Raw genomic sequence first — 16,945 nt, 5'->3', positions numbered from 1 at the left:
CGGCACGGGAGGGCGTGTGCACCGACCCCCGGACTAACCCCGGCCTTATCCGTGCTTGACCACAATGGTCTCGACCGTGTTGGCGACGTGTTCGAAGGCGTCGGCGGCGGTCTCGAGTTCCTCGATCACGTCCTTGAGCTTGAGCACGGTGAGGGCGTCGTACTCGCCGCTGAACAGTTTGGCGAGGAGTTTCCGGTAGATGCGGTCGGCCTGGTTCTCCAGCTGGTTGATCTCGATCCAGTAGCGGGTGAGATCCTTCATCGTCCGGAGCCGGGGCATGGCCTCCGCGGTGAGTTCGGCGGCGCGTTCGAGCACTTCGATCTGGTCGATGATCCCCTTGGGGAGACGCTCCAGGCCGTACAGGCCGATGAGGTCGACGGCGGCCTCCATCGAGTCCATGACGTCGTCGAGGTTGGAGGCGAGACGGTAGATGTCCTCGCGGTGGAGCGGAGGTGCCGAGCTCTTGTTGAGTCGGCGCATGATGGCGTGGGTGGCGTCGTCACCGGCGTGCTCGCAGGCACGCATCTTCTCGGTGATGGCCTCCCGGTCGGCTCCGTCGCTCATCAGTTCCACCAGCAGGCGGGCTCCGATGACCAGGTTGTTCGCCGAGTCGGTGAACATCTCGTAGTAGCTGTCATCACGCGGGCGCAAGCGCAGGCGCACGTCGTTCTCCCGATGGTGCGGTGGTCTTCCTTGGTGGATGTTAAGGGCGCTGACCAGTTGCTTCAGCGCGACAGCGCAGGGCTCGCCGGGCCCGGGCCCCGGTGTGGGGGAGGTGGGTCCGGTCCGGGTCACCCCTTGTTCATCCGCCTGTGTCGGCGCGGTGAACACCAGCAGGGCGTGGGTTCCACCGCAATCCTCCCAATCTCAACGACACCGGGACGCTTCGGGACGCTACCGTGTCCCGCCCCGGCCGGCCAGCGGAACGATGAGACAGGAATCACCCAGGGGGGTGGAGAGAGGCGGACTCCTCCACCTCTCTCCTCCGACGTCCACCTTGGGTCCAACTCCTCGGCATGACAAGTACCCCTTCCGTTCACCCGATCGTCACCCGCCCCTCCCGAGTGTCGGCGTGCCTTCTCGCGGGGCCGTCCTCACCTTTCTCCAGCGCGCGCGGGTCGTCGCGCCCGTAGGCTTCGGGCATGCCTTCAGCTCTGTCCCCGGCGTCCGTCCGGCGTCTGCGCGCCGCTCTGGACGAACAGCTCTCCGCTCTGGGCGAACCTCCCTTCTCCGGAACCGACGAGGAGGCCGTGGCCGCCTGTGCCCGCGCGGTCCTGCGCGCCGAGGGGCCGTCGCGGCCCGCGGTGAAGGCCGCGGTGCGGTGCAGCCTGGCGATCCTGGCCGACCGGGCCCCGGGTCGGAGCCTGGAGGTACGGGTGCCTCCGTACGGGGCGGTCCAGGCGGTGGAGGGGCCCCGGCACACACGGGGGACCCCGCCCGGGGTGGTCGAGACCGATCCCGTCACCTGGCTGCGCCTGGCCTGTGGGCTGCTCGGTTGGGAGGAGGCCGTCGCCGGGCACGACGTGCGCGCGAGCGGGGTCCGGGCCGACCTCTCCGGACAACTGCCCTTGTGGCCCTCCGACCCCGCCCTGTGAGGGGTTCCCGGCCCCACCCCGCCCCCACGTGCCCGTGCGCCATCGGCCAGCGGCTAAGCTGTGCGTGTGTCGTTCTCCGACGGCCGGCTCTCCATGGACCTCGATCCGCTCGAACGCGGCCCGCAGGACGCCTGCGGCGTTTTCGGGGTCTGGGCACCCGGCGAAGAAGTCAGCAAGCTCACCTACTTCGGCCTCTACGCGCTCCAACACCGCGGACAGGAATCCGCGGGCATCGCCACCAGCGATGGAGAGCGGATCGTCGTCTACAAGGACATGGGGCTGGTCTCCCAGGTCTTCAACGAGGCGACGCTCGACTCTCTGAGAGGCCACCTCGCGATCGGCCACTGCCGTTACTCCACCACCGGGTCGCCGGTGTGGGAGAACGCCCAGCCGACGTTCTACACCGCGCGCGAGGGGGGTCTGGCGCTCGGCCACAACGGCAATCTGATCAACACCCCCGAACTGGCCGCCGCCCTGCCCGAACAGCGTGGTGGGGCCACCACGGACACCGAGGTCCTCACCCACCTGCTCGCCGCGAAGGTCCGCGAGGGTCTGCGTCTGGAGGACGCGGCCCTGGAACTGCTCCCCCAGGTCAAGGGCGCCTTCTCCCTGGTGTTCATGGACGAGGACACCCTCTACGCGGCCCGCGATCCCCAGGGAATCCGCCCGTTCGTGCTGGGGCGCCTCGGTGAGACCTCCGGCGCCGGCGGCTGGGTCGTGGCCAGCGAGACCGCGGCACTGGACATCGTGGGCGCCGAGGTCGTCCGCGAGATCGAGCCCGGAGAGCTGCTGGTCATCGACGGCGACGGGGTCCGCTCCCGCCGTTTCGCCCCGGCCCGCCGCAAGGGCTGCCTGTTCGAGTACGTCTACCTCGCCCGCCCCGACACCACCATCAACGGGCGCAACGTCAACTCCACCCGGGTGGAGGTCGGCCGCCGGCTCGCCAGGCAGCACCCGGTCGACGCCGATCTGGTGATCCCCGTGCCCGAGTCGGGCACCCCCGCGGCGGTGGGGTACGCGGAGGCCAGCGGTATCCCGTTCGCCCAGGGCCTGGTGAAGAACTCCTACGTGGGGCGCACCTTCATCCAGCCGAGCCAGACCCTGCGCCAGCTGGGCATCCGGCTCAAGCTCAACCCGCTGCGCGAGGTCATCGAGGGCCGACGGCTGGTGGTCGTGGACGACTCGATCGTGCGCGGAAACACCCAGCGGGCCCTGGTCCGCATGCTCCGCGACGCCGGAGCGGCCGAGGTGCACGTGCGCATCTCCAGCCCGCCCGTCCTGTGGCCCTGCTACTACGGCATCGACTTCGCCACCCGCGCCGAGCTGATCGCCGCGAACCTCTCGGTGGACGAGATCGCCGAGTCCGTCAACGCGGACTCGTTGGCCTATGTGGACCTGGACGAGCTCATCGCCGCGTCCGAGCAGCCGAAGGAACGGCTGTGCCGCGCCTGCTTCGACGGTGTCTACCCGCTGGAGGTCGACGCCGACTCCCAGGGCAAGTACCTGCTGGAGAAGTCCTGTGGCACCCCTGAGGGGTCCACGGTGGCCGCAGGCGGCCATTGATCCACGTGGCGGGCCGTTCGGCCCGCCACGTTCACGTCCGGCCGGTTCCTCCGGCGTTCCCGAAGACGGGGCGGCGGAGCGTTCCCGCACATCACCGCAGAGAATCACGAGGAGAACTCGCGTGGCAGCCGACAGCACAGGGGCGACGGGCGCGTACGCGGCCGCGGGTGTCGACATCGCCGCCGGGGAGCGCGCCGTCGACCTGATGAAGCGTCACGTCGCACGGACACGCCGGCCCGAGCAGGTCACCGACGCCAGCGGGTTCGCGGGCCTGTTCCGCCTGGACACCGCGAAGTACAAGGACCCGGTCCTGGCCACCTCCACCGACGGGGTGGGCACCAAGGTGATGCTCGCCCGACAGATGGACACGCACGACACCATCGGCATCGACCTGGTCGCGATGGTCGTCGACGACCTGGTGGTCAGTGGCGCCGAACCCCTGTTCATGACGGACTACATCGCGACCGGTTCCGTGGTGCCCGAGCGGATCGCGGAGATCGTCGGCGGGATCGCGGAGGGTTGCCACCAGGCGGGATGCGCGCTGGTCGGCGGCGAGACCGCCGAGCACCCGGGATCGATGGACCCCGATGAGTACGATCTGGCCGGCGCCGGCACCGGCGTGGTCGAGGGCGACGCGATCCTCGGCCCGGACCGGGTCCGCGAGGGCGACGTCGTGATCGCGATGGGCGCCTCCGGTCCGCACTCCAACGGTTATTCGCTGGTGCGGCACATCGTGGACGGCGCCGACCTGGATCTGTTCTCGGAGGTCCCGGAGCTGGGCGGGGTCCTGGGAGAGGTCCTGCTCACCCCGACCCGGGTCTACGCCAAGGACTGTGTGGCGTTGACCGAGGCGGTGGAGGTGCACGCCTACTCGCACATCACCGGCGGTGGTCTGGCCGCGAACCTGTCCCGTTCGCTGCCGGAGGGCCTGGACGCCCGACTGGACCGTTCCACCTGGTCACCGCTGCCGATCTTCGGATACCTGGCCCGCGAGGGCGACGTGTCCCGGGAGGACATGGAGTCCACGTTCAACATGGGCGTGGGCATGGTGGCGATCGTCGCGGAGCGGGACGCCGAACGCGCGCTGGAGGTGCTCACCGACCGCGGGGTCCCGGCGTGGCGCCTGGGTGTGGTGACCTCCGGCTCCGGGCGGGCCGTGCTCGACGGCGAGTACCGGAACGCGTGAGAAAAACGGACGCGAATATAGCCGGTGCGAACCACCTGAGTGGTTCGCACCGGCTATATCCACCTGTCCGCGGCGACTTCCATGAGAAAGCCGCGGCCGCTACAGGTCAGCGGTTGTCATCCGAGCGACCTGAAAGTCTCGGCCGACGTGCGACTACTTGTCGGAGTCCGAGTACTTGTCGGCAAGATCCGCGTAACGGTCGACCAGGTCGTCGTGAGCATCCGCGTAAGGATCTTCCGGACCGGATGGTCCGGAGGTAGACCCCTCGCCCTCAGCGACACCCAGCTCCGACCGCAGCCGATCAAGGTCGGTGCCACCGGTGCTGTACTTGAGCTTCCGGGCGACCTTCTGCTGCTTGGCCTTGGCTCGGCCGCGCCCCATTGGCTCGACCCCCTCAACGATTGGGTTCCGACGAACCCCAGATCACTTACTAACCCGCACTACCAGGCTGACGGCCGTCAAACGAGACTGACGGCAGGCGTCAGCTTACGTACACACACAACCGTACCTGGTCGGACCACGCCCTGCCTACGCCACCCGGGGGTGATGGATGTGGCGTGCGTACCAAACCCCCTGCGACCTGGCCTTTCCCAAGGTGAGTGCCTGACGCAACGATCTGTGCCACGATGCGATCGTGCTGCCCTACACCGCCTACCTCCGCGTCTATCAGCCGATCACGGCCTTCTCTCCCCATGACCGCAGGTACTGGGAGGGATACTCCGCGTCCCGGAACCGGCCCAAGCGGATCAACGCGCTGACCGCCGAGCACGCCGAGAGCCTGGGGCGGGTCATCACGACCCCTCCGGTGATCGCCCCGCCGGAGGAGAGCCGCGACGCCTATCTGCGCCGGGTGAACGAGCGACTGTACGTGTGCCCGTGGCAGACCCGTCTGCGTTCGTGGCGCGCCTTCGCGGAGTTCTCCGACGCCACACCCGAGCCCCTGCTCGACGCCTTCGTGCCCACCACCGAGGTCTCTCGGGCCGAGGTGGGCTATCGACGATGGCGCGATTCGGGGGGCGAGACCAGCCCGGGCATCCTGTCGAGCAATTGGACGATCCCGGTGCCGTGGTTCATCCCCTTCGAGCATCGGGAGCGGTGTCTGGTCCTGTCGGCCGGGACCACCAGGACCCTGTTGTACCTGACCCGGACCTCGCAGGCCCGGCGACGGTTGGAGCACACCGTGGCGGTGTTGCGCGAGCACATCGGGGACCACGCCGTCTCGGCCTCGACCGAACGGCTCATCGAGTGGCTGTCCCTGGTGGCCCACCCCGAGTCCCTGCTCGAACTGGACTACGGAGGGCTCCCCCATCTGCTCAGCGACGACCATCTGAGCGAGGACCATTCGGTGGCCGAGATCTCCGACGCCATCGAGGCGCTGGCGAAGGGTGACGGAGGTCGCGTGGTGGAGCTGCGCAGGAGGATCACTCGACGTTGGAGGTCGGTGCGCGCTCTGGAGCACGCCAACTGAGTGTCACGTTCCTCCCAGGTTTTCGTGGACACGACCCCCGCGTTCGTCGTCATCATCCGCTCCGAAAGGGCGAGCGCCACGCCGTCGGACAACCTGGTACACCAGGTTTCTCGGCCCCCTCCGACCTTCTTTTCGCATGTGAAGGCGGTAGGAGGACCACTTCGAGGGGGAGACGACATCAAGCATCGTGAAACTGGGCATAACGCCCGATAGGTATCGACGTAGACTGTAGCGAGACGGTCACCGATCGCACACACGACGACAACGCAACCCCCGCCACGTCGAGGATCCGCGTGGCGCCACCCACCGACCGAAGCGGACGAGCGGCCTCGCCCACGATCCACCCCGCATCCCCCTCGAAACCCGGCCGAGCAGGGACGACCTCTCCCCGATCAGGCCTCCCCACTCGGGTTTCGGTCAGGTCCGCCCTAGCACTTCGGGCACACCGGATCGCGAAAAACGAGGCCTGAGAATGAAGTTTTGACCGAATACGCCACATGCCACTAAACGTGTCGCTAGAATCACTTAGCGTGACGCGGCCACGGGCGGCTTTCAATGGCCTCCCACGTGCAAAGTTGCTTGGTGTGGTCGCGTAATCACCTCGGGTGATGCCAATATGGACCTAGAGGAAATATTGGACATCCGGGCCAAGTGCCAGGAACAAGGCTCAAGGATCGGCACACAGATCCAGGAGGAGAGGCCGTACACATGTCAACTCGCACGCCCGAGGCGGAGCCCCTGTTGACCCCCGCCGAGGTTGCCACCATGTTCCGCGTGGACCCCAAGACCGTGACACGCTGGGCCAAGGCGGGCAAGCTGACCTCGATCCGCACCTTGGGCGGCCACCGCCGCTACCGCGAGACCGAGGTTCGTGCCCTGCTGGCCGGCATTCCGAGCCAGCGTACGGAGTGATCTCCCCGGTCTGTGCCGATTCCGGGGGGAGCGGCCGGACGTACTCCGGCTACCGATGACGGATTCAGGTGGGTCATCCGGCCAGGGTGACCCACCCGCCCTTCTCTCAGCCGAGAAGGACGCCTCTCGCTCCGTTCCCGACCGACCCCGAGTCGGGAACGGAGCCGAGCGGCGCTCGACCCATCTTGACCGGAAACCAGGGACCACCTCTGTCCGGAACACGCCCGGGCGGATCGGCACCACGGAGCCCGGAAGGACCGCCGCTCAGTCCTCGATCCGGTCGTCCAACGCGGTGGTCCGCTTACGCGCCAGGAACGTGGCGGCCGTCCCACCACCGACCGTCACCGCCGCCGCGGTGACCAGCGCCGCGATCGAACCCCCCGTGGTCGCGAGCAGATGCGGCGACGCGGCCTCCCGTCCGCCGGCCTCCTCGACCCCTTCCTCGCCCGACACGCCATCGCGGCCGAAGCCGCTCGCCCGGGTCTCGGCGAAATCGACCACGAACCCGTTCTCGTCCTCGGGGTCCCCCACCTGGACCGACACGGTGAGCGAGGAGCGGATCCCCTCCCCCCGGCCCTTCTCATGCTCGTCGTCGAAGGAGGCCTCGTCCGGGAGGAAACGGACGCTGACGGGGACCTCCTCGACCACACGACCGTTCTTGTCGAAGACCTCCAGGACCTCCTCCGCCACGTACTCATCCTCGAAGTCGGGCACCGTTCGACCGAACGCCGTCAACTCCCCGTACTCCAGGTCCGCGCGGGTCCGCCCGTCGTAGCGGGCGTCGGCACTGCTGTACACGTCGGCCACGGTGAACTCCACCGCGTTGTCGTCGGCGAGCACGTTCGTGGTCTCGTTCTCGCCCAGGATGAGAGGTTCCTCCCCTTCCGGCTCCGACTCGGAAGGGGGCGTGGAGGTGGCGCCGGGGGGCTCGCCCGTCCCTCGCTCCTCCGCGGGCGCGGTATCCTCCGCGCCCGCGGGGGGCTCGGGCGTTTCGAGGGGGACCCCGGGCAGGTCGATCATGCCGAGCGCGACGAGGGCGGGGACGTCGAGGCGGACCTCGGCCGTGTCGACCCGAGACCAGGCGCTCGCGCCGGACTCCCGGTCGACCTCGCTGAGACTCTCACCCTGGATCCGGGCGTAGCGGGCGAGCGGCCCGCGAAGGGTCTCGGAGCCGGCCCGGTCCTCGCCGTCGTCACCGAAACCGGTCATGGCGGAGTAGCCGGTGACCAGGTCTCCGTCGGCGACCCAGGCACGTGCGTCGGCCTGAACGAGCGAGGTGGCCGAGGCCTGGTGGGGAACGGAGACCGCGCCGAGCGCACCCAACGCCACGAGGAGGGTTCCGCCGGTGAGGAGACGGCGGAGGAAGGATGGTTCGGCGGGAGTCACCACATACTCCTGTTGTGTCTGGGGGATGCCCGACCGCGGGGTCGGCCCCGTCCGGCGCGGAGACGACGGCGCGGGGTGTTCCGACCGATCGGGTCGGTCGGGCGCGGTGTTCATGGTTCGGGAGCGGTCCTCGGACCGATCGGGTACCGATCGTGTGGGACGCCGTGCGCAGAGCGATCCACACGTCGAGCCTAACGCCTTGATCACAAAACGGAAACCGTTCCGGAGGCGGCGGCCCTGTCGCCCAGCGCGACCTTTTCTCTTCGATGATCCCTGTGACCTGCGGAGAGTTGCCCCTCTCTCCCCACCAGTCCCTGCTTTCCCAGCAGCACAGATGGTCCGTACGGACAGTACGGACGAGTCGTGGTGATGCCCGAGACCGCACCCTTCGTGGGCCACTCTCCGACACCGTCCCGAACATCACGGAAAGGGAGGACGAGCACGGAACGTCCACCGCCGATCAGGGCGATTTCACGCCCCCACCCCCCGGTCGACTGTTCTACATGTGCGTTTTCTCCGCCTTCGTGTAGGTACGGCGGGGTCGTGTCCAACGGCTAGGTTGTGGAACATGCTCGACTCCACACCCTCAGGGCGCCCGAGCCGCGCCGTTCGCGCCCTGACCCTGCTCGCACTCGCGGCGCTGTGGACCACGGCCTGCTCCGCGCCGGGCGGCGCCCCGAACGGCGACCCCACGGCCGCCCCTCCCCTCCCCGGCCCCGAGGACGGCGAGGGCGGAGGAGACGGCGCCGACGGCGGAGAGGACTCCTCCGCGCCCCGGGGCGACGGCCCCCTGGGAGACCGGATCGTGGTGATCGACCCCGGCCACAACGGCGGCAACGCCGATGCCCCGAGCGAGATCAACGCCCAGGTCCCCGCCGGCAACGGGGAGAAGGCCTGCGACACCGTGGGCGCCGAGAGCGTGAACGGCTACGCCGAACACGAGTTCAACTGGGACCTGTCCCTCCTCGTCAAGGAGCGTCTGGAGGCGGACGGGGTGACGGTGATCCTCACACGGGAGGACAACGAGGGCGTCGGCCCCTGTGTCGACGAGCGGGCCGAGATCGGCAACGAGAACGAGGCCGACGCCGCCCTGTCCATCCACGCCGACGGCGGCCCCGAGTCGGGGCGCGGCTTCCACATCATCACCCCCGGAGAGATCCCGGGGCTCACCGAGGAGATCGTGGAGCCCTCGGCCCTGCTGGCCGAGGACATCCGTCGCGAATACCTGGAGGGCGGCGACGTCCCCTACGCGGACTACCTCGCCGATGAGGGCCTGGACGAGCGCACCGACCTGGGCGGGCTGAACCTGTCCACCGTGCCGAAGGTGTTCCTCGAGGCCGGGAACATGCGCAACCCGGAGGACGCCGCTCTGCTGGAGGACCCCGAGTGGCGGGAGCGGGCCGCCGACGCCATCGCCCGAGGCATGGCCGCCTACCTGATGCGCGGCTGACGGGTATCGAGAACGCGCGAGGGCCCCGGGGAGATCTCCCCGGGGCCCTTCACCGTCTCGGTGTCGATCGGCGTCTCACGGCCCCGTCGACGACGGTTCGGATCAGCCCTCGTCGGTCGCGACGGCCTCGGTGTTCTTCTTACGGCGGGCCAGGAAGGCGGCGGCGCCACCGCCGGCGGTGATCGCGGCACCGGCGGCGATCAGGCCGAGCAGCGGGGTACCGGTCTGGGCCAGCGGCTCCGAGCCGCGCGCCTCGGTCTTGGGCAGCGTGCTCGGGTCACGGTCGCCGGTCGGGGTCTTGGAGGTGTCGCCGCCCTCGCCACCCTCGCCGCCCTGACCGTCGTCGATCACGCCGGTGGTGATGCCCGCGAAGCTCTCGGCGATCGAATAGCCGTTGATGAACTCGTCGTCGATGAGGAAGTTCATGTACAGGAGGGTGTAGGCGTCGTTCCAGACGAAGCCTCCGGCCTCGGTCGTGACGACGCCCTCGCTGACGGCCGGCTGGAGGGTCAGCTCGACCTCGTCGCCGTCCTCGGAGGAGTAGAGGACCGGGGCCGTGTCGAACCTGCCCGCGTCGACGTTGTGGGTGACCTCGCCGTCCCAGCTCTGGGTGGTGGTGACGCTGATGCCGGTGATGGTGCCCTCAATGATGACGGTGGAGGAACCGTCGACGAGGTCGGAGTTCTCCTCGTCCAGCACGATGACGTCGGCGGAGTCGGTGGTGACCTTCTCCTCGTCGTCCCCGCCCGGGGACTCCTCGCCGGAGCCGGGGAGGCCTTCGTCGTCGTCCTCGACGTTCTCGTTCGGGGCCTCGCCGCCACCGGAGCCGTTCTCGCCCCCGTCGCCGGGAACGGTGCCGGTGCCGTCCTCGCCGCCACCGGAGCCGTTCTCGCCCTCGGAGCCGCCCTCGTCACCACCCTGGGAGCCGTCGTCCTCTCCCTGGTCCGGGTCCTCGTCCTCGGACTCGTCGTCACCGTCCTCGTCGGTGTCGTCGTCCTCGGTGTCGTCCTCGGGCTCGTCCTCGTCGTCGTCATCCTCGTCATCCTCGGGGTCGAGGATGTCCTCGATGTTCTCGACGGTGATGAGGATGTCGGCCCGATCGATGACCGTGGTGGCGCTGGCGCCCTGGGCGTCGACCTTGGCGGTGGTGGTGCCCTGGACCGTCAGCCAGTCGCCGATACCGGTCGAGAACGACTCGGAGACCGAGTCGCCCTGGGTGATGGGCGTCTGCGCGACGGTCCCATCGCCACCACCGAGAGCGGAGGCGTAACCCCAGCCATAGGTGTCGGCGTGGGCCGGCATGGCCGAGGCGAGGCCGAGGGCGCCGAAGGCGACGAAGGCCGCGCCGCCTTGGAGCACGCGGCGAGCATGGATTCGGGGAGAGTTCTTCACGAGAATCCTCTTCGAGTCATCCGGAATCGAATGCTTCCGGTCCTGGCCGCGGTCGTTGCCGCAGAATTTCACGAGGTGCGGGAGTTCTCGAAGATCATGGCCAGGGGCGTTTGTGGGGGACGTCCTCTAGAGCGCGAAGGCCCGAGGATCGGGGCGATGAAGTGGCCGCAACGGCCGCGTTCCACCGAGTGCGTTCCACCGAGTGAAAGGGCCGGGGGCCGATTCCTCTCTTCGACCGCCTGACCGCAACAGTACACGGCCGCCGGGTCGAATAACCCGAATCGGATGTATCGAAAGAATCACAGAGAATGGCTTTCGCGACCATGAGTAATCGATACTAATGGATTCCGTCATTCTTTTCGATCAAGGTAAACCGAACTCGGATACATGCGTCTTATAAGGAAGACGCGCAGGTGGAGAGCGCTTCACGGCCACCGTTCCGAGGTCATCGCGAACGGATACCGACCGCCTGTCCGAAGTCGGCCACGGACGGGCCTCACCGTGGCGCGGGACACACCGTGAACCTCATGTCGGGGCCCGGCCCACCCCCTCCACGCCCGGCCTCCACGAAATCGCGTCACGGATGAGCCCGTGACGACACCCCTTCGAACCTCATGAACTGCACAATGGGGACCATGCCTCTGACACCGGCGGACATCCGCAACAAGAAGTTCCACACGGTGCGTCTACGCCCGGGTTACAACGAGGAGGACGTGGACGCCCTCCTCGACCGCATCGAGGAGACCCTCATCGCCCTGGAGGGCGGTCCGCGCCGCGGTGCCCTGATCACCGCCGAGGAGATCCGCAACTCCCGCTTCCGCACCACCCGCATGAGTCCGGGATACCGAGAGGACGAGGTCGACGACTTCCTCGACGTCGTCGCCGCCGAACTCGCCGGCCGCGGTCTGGGCCAGGTCGTACCGCCCCCGCTGCCGCCGCGCCCCGGCCAGAGCGTGCCGGGACACCCCATGCCGCCCGGCCTTCCCGGAGCCCATGGAGCGCCCGGCGCGACCCCCCGGATGACCCCGGAGGACATCCGCAACTCACGGTTCGCCACCACCCGCCTGACCACCGGCTACAACGAGCAGGAGGTGGACGACTTCCTGGACCGCGCCGAGCACACCCTGGGGGTCCTCCTCCAGGGCAGAACCGACCGGGCCACCCTGACCTCGGCCGAGGTGGAGCGGGTGCAGTTCGCCACGACCCGCGCCCGCCCCGGATACGACCCCGCGCAGGTCGACCGGTTCCTGGACGCGCTCGCCGACGAGCTGCGCCGCTACGAGCACCCCTGAACCGGGAACACGCCGGCGCCATCACCCCGCGAAAAGGGAAGCAGAAAGTAATATTTAGGCACAGAGAGTAGCCATCCCACGCCTCCGGTGGCCCGAGGGGAGCAGCATGACGCACACTCGCCCGCACGGGTACATCCGGGACGCGTACATCGAGGACACGGACGCGGAGATCGTCCCGCCTCCCGGGCATCCCTGGGAGAGACCCTTGTTCCTCCTGTGCGTACTGGTGTCGCTGCTCCTGGCCGCCGTTCTGCTCCGCCTTCTGTGGACGGTGTCCGGCACCTCCCCGTGGATCCCGATCCTCGCGGTGTCGGTGCCTCTGGGGTGCTGGTGGGCGCGCGGGCTCAGGTACGCGCGAGAACGCGCCGAGTCGGTGCGGATCTCCCCCACCCAGTTCCCCGAGGCCTACCGTCTCGTCATGACCCTGTCCGCCGAGACCGGTCTGACCCGGGCTCCGGAGGCCTACGTCAGGATCGGTACACCCTCGGCGAGCCTCGACGCGGCGGCGCACGGGCTGCGCCGTTATCTGATCCTGCCCGGCGCGATGTTCGACGGAGAGGGGCGGCTCCGCGACCCGGACGCCCTGGCCTTCCTGGTCGCCCACCAGATCGGGCACATCGCCGCGGGCCACACGGGCTACTGGCAGCGCCTGGCGACCCTGGGGGCCGAGCTCGTCCCCGGCCTGGGCGCGGCGCTGGCCCGGGTCCGCGAGTACACGGCCGACGACCACGCGCTGGCGCAGGCCCCCGAGGGCGCCCACGCGGTACGTCTGTTCGCGGGCGGCGCCGAGCTGTACACCCGGGTGAACCTGGGCGAGATGGCCGCCAGGGCCACCGGCGAGCGCGGCGTGTCGCTCTCCCTCTACCACCTGCTCTCCCGGCGACCGAGCAACGTCAGGCGCATGGCCGCCCTACGGGACCGGGGCCGGCGCGGCCGCGTGTTCCTCTGAACCGTTCGACCGATCCGACCCCTTCCTCCCGCGCGCCGAACTGCGCTCCGCGCCCTCGTACCCCTAGGGTGTTCGCGACCCTCCGAGAGAGTCGACTCTCTCGAACACGTGTTCGATAGGCTGTCATAGTGAGTCTTCTGAACGAACAGATCGACGTACGTTCCACCGATGGTGGGAACCCCGCGCAGTTCATCTGGCGAGGACACACCTTCCGGGTGCGCAGAATCATCGGCGACTGGCCCGCCCGCGCCGAGGCCCCCGGGGTACCGGCCACTCGAATACATCTGCTCCGAGTCTCCGCGGAGTCGGAGTCGGGCGAGCCGAGCATCATCGACATCTCCCGGGACGACGCCTCGGACCGTTGGACGATGCGTCGGCAGTGGAACTGACCGCACGACCGCGATGGGCGCCCGTCGGAACGTTTCCGACGGGCGTCGACCTCCGTCCCCGAGACCACGCCCTCGGCGCCGAGAAGGCTCAGAGCGGGAAGTAGGGCGCCCCTTCGCGCTCACGCGCGTGACGGATCCGTTCGAGGATGCGCTCGGCCATCCGCGGCATCTCCTCCGGGGCGAACCAGGCCACTTCCAGACTCTCGTCCCCGTCGACCCTGGGCTCACCTCCGATCGGCCGGCAGCGGAAGGCCAGATCGAGGAACTGCACCCGGTCGCCGTTGGGGTAGGTGTACGGCTCCTGCGCAATCACGGTGGCCAATCGCTCCACCCGCACCTCCACCCCGGTCTCCTCGCGGACCTCCCGGACCACGGCCCGAGCCGGCTGTTCCCCCGGTTCGAGAATGCCTCCGGGGGTGGCCCAGCGGCCGTCGTCCGAGCGCCGGTGCAGCAACACCGCGCCGTCGTCGTCGAGCACCACGGCGGTCACGCCCACCAGGGGCAGAAGGCCGTGACCCACGTGTTCGCGCAACCGCAGGAGAAAGTCGGGAACCATGCTCCGACGGTAGCGCCGGAAGGGGCCGGTCTCAGCCCCGCGCCGCGCGCGAGGCCCGGTACTCGTCGTCGAGGATCGACATCAGGATCGCGTCGTGCCACGCGCCGTCCCACCTCAGGTGCCCGCGCCAGACGCCCTCGCGTACGAACCCCGACTTCTCGTAGGAGCGCCGCGCGCGGGTGTTGAAGTCGAACACCTCCAGCGCGACCCGGTGCAGTCCGACCGTCTCGAAGGCGTACTCCAGGACCGCGTCGGTGGCGGCGGTGCCGTACCCCTTCCCCGTGACGGCGAGACCGTTCAGAGAGACCCGGTAGTGCATCTCGGCGTTGTCGGGGTCCAGGTCGATGAGCGCGCACTCACCGACGTAGGCCCCGGTGTCACGGTCGTGGATCAGCCAGTCGGCCCGGTCGTGCCGGTCCGGCCTGCTCGCGGCGAAGGCGCGCAGCTCCTCCTCGGTGAACCGCTTGTGGGTGCCGGTCATCCGCCGGACCTCGGGATCCATGTCGAGAAGCGAGGCGATGAAGGGATCGGCGTTGTCGGCGTCGAGAGGGACGAGGCGGACACCGCGTCCGAGAAGAACGGGCTGGTCGCGAAGGGCGTCGACGGGGATCATGGATCGCATTCAAGCAGCGTGCCCGACCGGGGACAACGGGTTTTCCCTCCGCGTCCCGGGGAGGAACTCAGGCCCCGTCCCCGTGGCGTTCCAGAAGGGTCCGCGCCCGTCGGAGTTCACGTGCGCCCATCACCAGGACGAAGGCCCCACCGAGGGCCGGGAGTCCGGCGAACCACAGAAGACCCGCGGAGGCGGTGGACCACCCCTGCTCACCGTAGGGCCCCTCGGCCGGCGAGAGCGCCGCCACCACCCCCGAGATCATGAGAAGACCGAGGAGGACGAGGGGCCACGGTCCGCGCCTTCGGATCGACGCGGCGTAGAGCAGGGCACGACGGTCCGTTTCCAGGGCTCCGGAGAGCTCGCCCGTCCAGAGCACCCGTTGCACCGTCCGACGCTCGAGAAGGGTGGCCCCGACCCACCACGGCGGCCGACGGCGGGCCGAGAGGAGGAACAGCGCGGCGACCACCGCACCGAGCACCGTGGCCACGAGGAACCCCGAGACGAGCAGTCCGATGGGGAGGCCCGACCACGGGTCCTCGCCGACTCCGCCGAGAAGACCGAAGGCGAACCCGGAGAACAGGAGGAGGCCGATCCCCGCCCCGAGCGCCCCTCCTCGGCGGCGGACGGCCTTCACGTGCCCGGGATCGTCGAAGGGACGGTCGGCACCCTGGGGGACGGGTTCGCTCATGCGGACGAATCTACTCGAATCGAGCATGGCCCGTACGGCCGGACCTCCCGGCGAGAACGTGAGAGGGCGTCAGGGGTAACGTCGGAAGGTCCGCCGTCCTGGGGAGGCCCATGCTCATCACCCTGCTCGTCAGTTCCCTCGTCACCTACGGTCTGTTGTTCGTGCTCGGAGTGGCCTTCGTGGTGTTCACCGCCCTGGCCCCGCCGGGCCGCAGAGGACCCGCGCTGACCGGTGCCCTCCTGTTCTGCCTGGGAGCCCTGATGGAGTTGATCCGGTCCCTGACCGTGCATCTGGCGATCATCGACCTGTCCCAGGACGGGGGCGCGTTGAACCTGATCCTCAACATCGCGGCCTCCCTCTGCCTCCTCGGCGGACCGGCCCTGCTCGGAGCGGCCGTCGTCAAGTCCGTTCGGGAGGGACGCTGATGTTCGGAACCTACGCCGCCGTCGGCCTGGTCACCGGCCTGCTGTTGCCCATCGCGCTGGGGGTGACGCTTCTCGTCCTCGCCGGACGGGCCGTCGGTGCCGCCGGCCTGGTGCGCACCGCGGCGATCCTGATCATGGTGCTCCCCTTGCTGTCGCTGGGGATCACCCCTGTGGCCATGGCCCTGACCGACCCGATCACCGCCCTGACGGTGGGCGGTGTCGTACGAAGCCTCCTGGCCCTGGTCACGTACGGCCTCCCGGTGATCCTGCTGCTGGTGGCGCTGCGCAAGGTCTCCCGTCCGAGGTCCGCGGGCACCCCCGGCCGCAGGCCCCCGTACGGGCCGGACCCCCGGGCTCCGCGCCCTCAGTGGCCGACACCGGGTCACGGCCCCGGCCACGGGCCGCCACCCGGGCAGGGCGGACCCCCCGGACCACCGGCCCAAGGATCTCCCTTCCCCGAGGGGCCGCCGCCCGCTCAGGGGCCGCACGGAGGTCCGCCGCATCGACCCCGCCCAGGACAGAACCCGCCACCGGGTCGGTGACGTTCGTGAGAGCGGTGCCGCCGGGTGGGGTCGTCCTTCGCACGACCCCACCCGGACACACCGTTATCCCCCCGTGACCTCAAGGGCACGCGGGGGCCGCTGTCGGTCCCGGGGTGGGGGGACTCGGGGGCCGATCGACGAGGCGTCAACCCGCCTGACGCTTGGCCTCCAGGGCCTCCATCGCCGCGACGGCGGTGGCGACGGTCTGGTGGACCGGTACCTGACGGTGCAGGCCGACCAGTCGGACGACCTTGGTGACGCGTTCGTTGAGAGCCGCCAACGACAGGGATCCGTTCTGCTCGCGAACGGTCCTGTAGGCGTTGATGATGACGTTCAGCCCGCTGGAGTCCATGAAGTCCAGCGTGGACAGGTCCAGGATCAACCACGGACCGTGGTCCTCGATCGTGGCCCTGATGTGCTCCTGGAGGTCGGCGGCGGTCGCGATATCGAGTTCTCCCTCGATCGCGACGATCACGCTGCGGCTTTCAACCCGCGTGCTCAGTCCAAGCCTGTGCACGTTCACTCCTCCCGGCCCCACG

General features: G+C 69.2%; 19 protein-coding genes. 11 read left to right on the top strand and 8 right to left on the bottom strand.

Annotated elements, in window-relative coordinates:
- Positions 1 to 45 precede the first annotated feature (45 nt).
- Positions 46 to 663: a DUF47 domain-containing protein gene (locus TR33_RS18530; protein WP_014908919.1), complete on the bottom strand. Its 618-nt coding sequence runs from the start codon at positions 661 to 663 to the stop codon at positions 46 to 48.
- A 479-nt stretch (positions 664 to 1,142) separates the two neighbouring features.
- Here TR33_RS18530 and TR33_RS18525 point away from each other — a divergent pair, with 479 nt between their 5' ends.
- From TR33_RS18525 to purM, 3 genes are all read left to right on the top strand, one after another.
- Positions 1,143 to 1,595 carry a sterol carrier family protein gene (locus tag TR33_RS18525; protein WP_042284440.1) on the top strand — a complete coding sequence of 151 codons (453 nt, stop codon included), beginning with the start codon at positions 1,143 to 1,145 and terminating at the stop codon, positions 1,593 to 1,595.
- Positions 1,596 to 1,661: 66 nt separating this feature from the next.
- A complete protein-coding gene (purF, locus tag TR33_RS18520) occupies positions 1,662 to 3,158 on the top strand; it encodes an amidophosphoribosyltransferase (protein WP_017533102.1) in 1,497 nt (498 codons plus the stop codon).
- 121 nt (positions 3,159 to 3,279) lie between these two features.
- A complete protein-coding gene (gene purM, locus TR33_RS18515) occupies positions 3,280 to 4,344 on the top strand; it encodes a phosphoribosylformylglycinamidine cyclo-ligase (protein WP_017533101.1) in 1,065 nt (354 codons plus the stop codon).
- Between the two features lie 153 nt (positions 4,345 to 4,497).
- Here purM and TR33_RS18510 read toward each other — a convergent pair whose 3' ends face one another.
- On the bottom strand, positions 4,498 to 4,725 hold the full coding sequence (locus tag TR33_RS18510) for a DUF3073 domain-containing protein (protein ID WP_014913176.1): 228 nt from the start codon (positions 4,723 to 4,725) through the stop codon (positions 4,498 to 4,500).
- A gap of 253 nt (positions 4,726 to 4,978) precedes the next feature.
- On the opposite strand from TR33_RS18510, the gene TR33_RS18505 reads away from it, so the two are divergent.
- The gene (locus tag TR33_RS18505) at positions 4,979 to 5,812 is read left to right on the top strand and encodes a DUF8083 family protein (RefSeq protein WP_014908467.1); all 834 of its coding nucleotides are present in this window, start codon (positions 4,979 to 4,981) and stop codon (positions 5,810 to 5,812) included.
- Positions 5,813 to 6,520: 708 nt separating this feature from the next.
- Entirely contained in the window at positions 6,521 to 6,724 is a 204-nt protein-coding gene (gene bldC, locus TR33_RS18500) for a developmental transcriptional regulator BldC (RefSeq protein WP_013155387.1), read from the top strand.
- Positions 6,725 to 6,988: 264 nt separating this feature from the next.
- Here the strand turns inward: bldC and TR33_RS18495 are convergent, their stop codons facing one another.
- The gene (locus TR33_RS18495; protein WP_017533100.1) at positions 6,989 to 8,110 is read right to left on the bottom strand and encodes a hypothetical protein; all 1,122 of its coding nucleotides are present in this window, start codon (positions 8,108 to 8,110) and stop codon (positions 6,989 to 6,991) included.
- A gap of 568 nt (positions 8,111 to 8,678) precedes the next feature.
- On the opposite strand from TR33_RS18495, the gene TR33_RS18490 reads away from it, so the two are divergent.
- Complete coding sequence (locus TR33_RS18490) at positions 8,679 to 9,560, top strand: N-acetylmuramoyl-L-alanine amidase (protein ID WP_042284439.1); 882 nt, start codon at positions 8,679 to 8,681, stop codon at positions 9,558 to 9,560.
- A 102-nt stretch (positions 9,561 to 9,662) separates the two neighbouring features.
- Here the strand turns inward: TR33_RS18490 and TR33_RS18485 are convergent, their stop codons facing one another.
- On the bottom strand, positions 9,663 to 10,952 hold the full coding sequence (locus TR33_RS18485) for a hypothetical protein (RefSeq protein ID WP_026124725.1): 1,290 nt from the start codon (positions 10,950 to 10,952) through the stop codon (positions 9,663 to 9,665).
- A 626-nt stretch (positions 10,953 to 11,578) separates the two neighbouring features.
- Between TR33_RS18485 and TR33_RS18480 the strand changes: the two genes are divergently transcribed.
- The 3 genes from TR33_RS18480 (at position 11,579) to TR33_RS18470 (ending at position 13,582) form a co-directional block, all read left to right on the top strand.
- Positions 11,579 to 12,244 carry a DivIVA domain-containing protein gene (locus TR33_RS18480; RefSeq protein WP_042284436.1) on the top strand — a complete coding sequence of 222 codons (666 nt, stop codon included), beginning with the start codon at positions 11,579 to 11,581 and terminating at the stop codon, positions 12,242 to 12,244.
- Between the two features lie 106 nt (positions 12,245 to 12,350).
- Positions 12,351 to 13,193, top strand: coding sequence for a M48 family metallopeptidase (locus tag TR33_RS18475; protein ID WP_017533097.1), 843 nt, complete (start codon positions 12,351 to 12,353; stop codon positions 13,191 to 13,193).
- Between the two features lie 128 nt (positions 13,194 to 13,321).
- Positions 13,322 to 13,582, top strand: a complete 261-nt coding sequence (locus TR33_RS18470; RefSeq protein ID WP_014910526.1) for a DUF6504 family protein — start codon at positions 13,322 to 13,324, stop codon at positions 13,580 to 13,582.
- Positions 13,583 to 13,670: 88 nt separating this feature from the next.
- Here TR33_RS18470 and TR33_RS18465 read toward each other — a convergent pair whose 3' ends face one another.
- The 3 genes from TR33_RS18465 to TR33_RS18455 all read right to left on the bottom strand — a co-directional run bounded on the left by TR33_RS18465 (position 13,671) and on the right by TR33_RS18455 (position 15,439).
- Positions 13,671 to 14,138: an NUDIX hydrolase gene (locus TR33_RS18465; RefSeq protein WP_014913320.1), complete on the bottom strand. Its 468-nt coding sequence runs from the start codon at positions 14,136 to 14,138 to the stop codon at positions 13,671 to 13,673.
- A 31-nt stretch (positions 14,139 to 14,169) separates the two neighbouring features.
- Positions 14,170 to 14,751, bottom strand: a complete 582-nt coding sequence (locus TR33_RS18460; protein ID WP_199806157.1) for a GNAT family N-acetyltransferase — start codon at positions 14,749 to 14,751, stop codon at positions 14,170 to 14,172.
- 67 nt (positions 14,752 to 14,818) lie between these two features.
- Complete coding sequence (locus tag TR33_RS18455; protein ID WP_042284430.1) at positions 14,819 to 15,439, bottom strand: hypothetical protein; 621 nt, start codon at positions 15,437 to 15,439, stop codon at positions 14,819 to 14,821.
- Between the two features lie 110 nt (positions 15,440 to 15,549).
- Here TR33_RS18455 and TR33_RS18450 point away from each other — a divergent pair, with 110 nt between their 5' ends.
- Complete coding sequence (locus tag TR33_RS18450; protein WP_014911351.1) at positions 15,550 to 15,864, top strand: hypothetical protein; 315 nt, start codon at positions 15,550 to 15,552, stop codon at positions 15,862 to 15,864.
- The gene (locus TR33_RS27435) at positions 15,864 to 16,406 is read left to right on the top strand and encodes a hypothetical protein (protein ID WP_052358196.1); all 543 of its coding nucleotides are present in this window, start codon (positions 15,864 to 15,866) and stop codon (positions 16,404 to 16,406) included. The genes TR33_RS18450 and TR33_RS27435 overlap by 1 nt, the downstream gene beginning before the upstream one ends.
- A gap of 145 nt (positions 16,407 to 16,551) precedes the next feature.
- Here the strand turns inward: TR33_RS27435 and TR33_RS18440 are convergent, their stop codons facing one another.
- The gene (locus TR33_RS18440; RefSeq protein ID WP_026124722.1) at positions 16,552 to 16,923 is read right to left on the bottom strand and encodes an STAS domain-containing protein; all 372 of its coding nucleotides are present in this window, start codon (positions 16,921 to 16,923) and stop codon (positions 16,552 to 16,554) included.
- Positions 16,924 to 16,945 lie beyond the last annotated feature (22 nt).

This window comes from Nocardiopsis alba, from assembly GCF_000710955.1.
Taxonomy (GTDB): Bacteria; Actinomycetota; Actinomycetes; order Streptosporangiales; family Streptosporangiaceae; genus Nocardiopsis; species Nocardiopsis alba.
The sequence above is the reverse complement of the archived record's forward strand: the minus strand, read 5'-3'. Positions and strand labels throughout refer to the sequence as shown.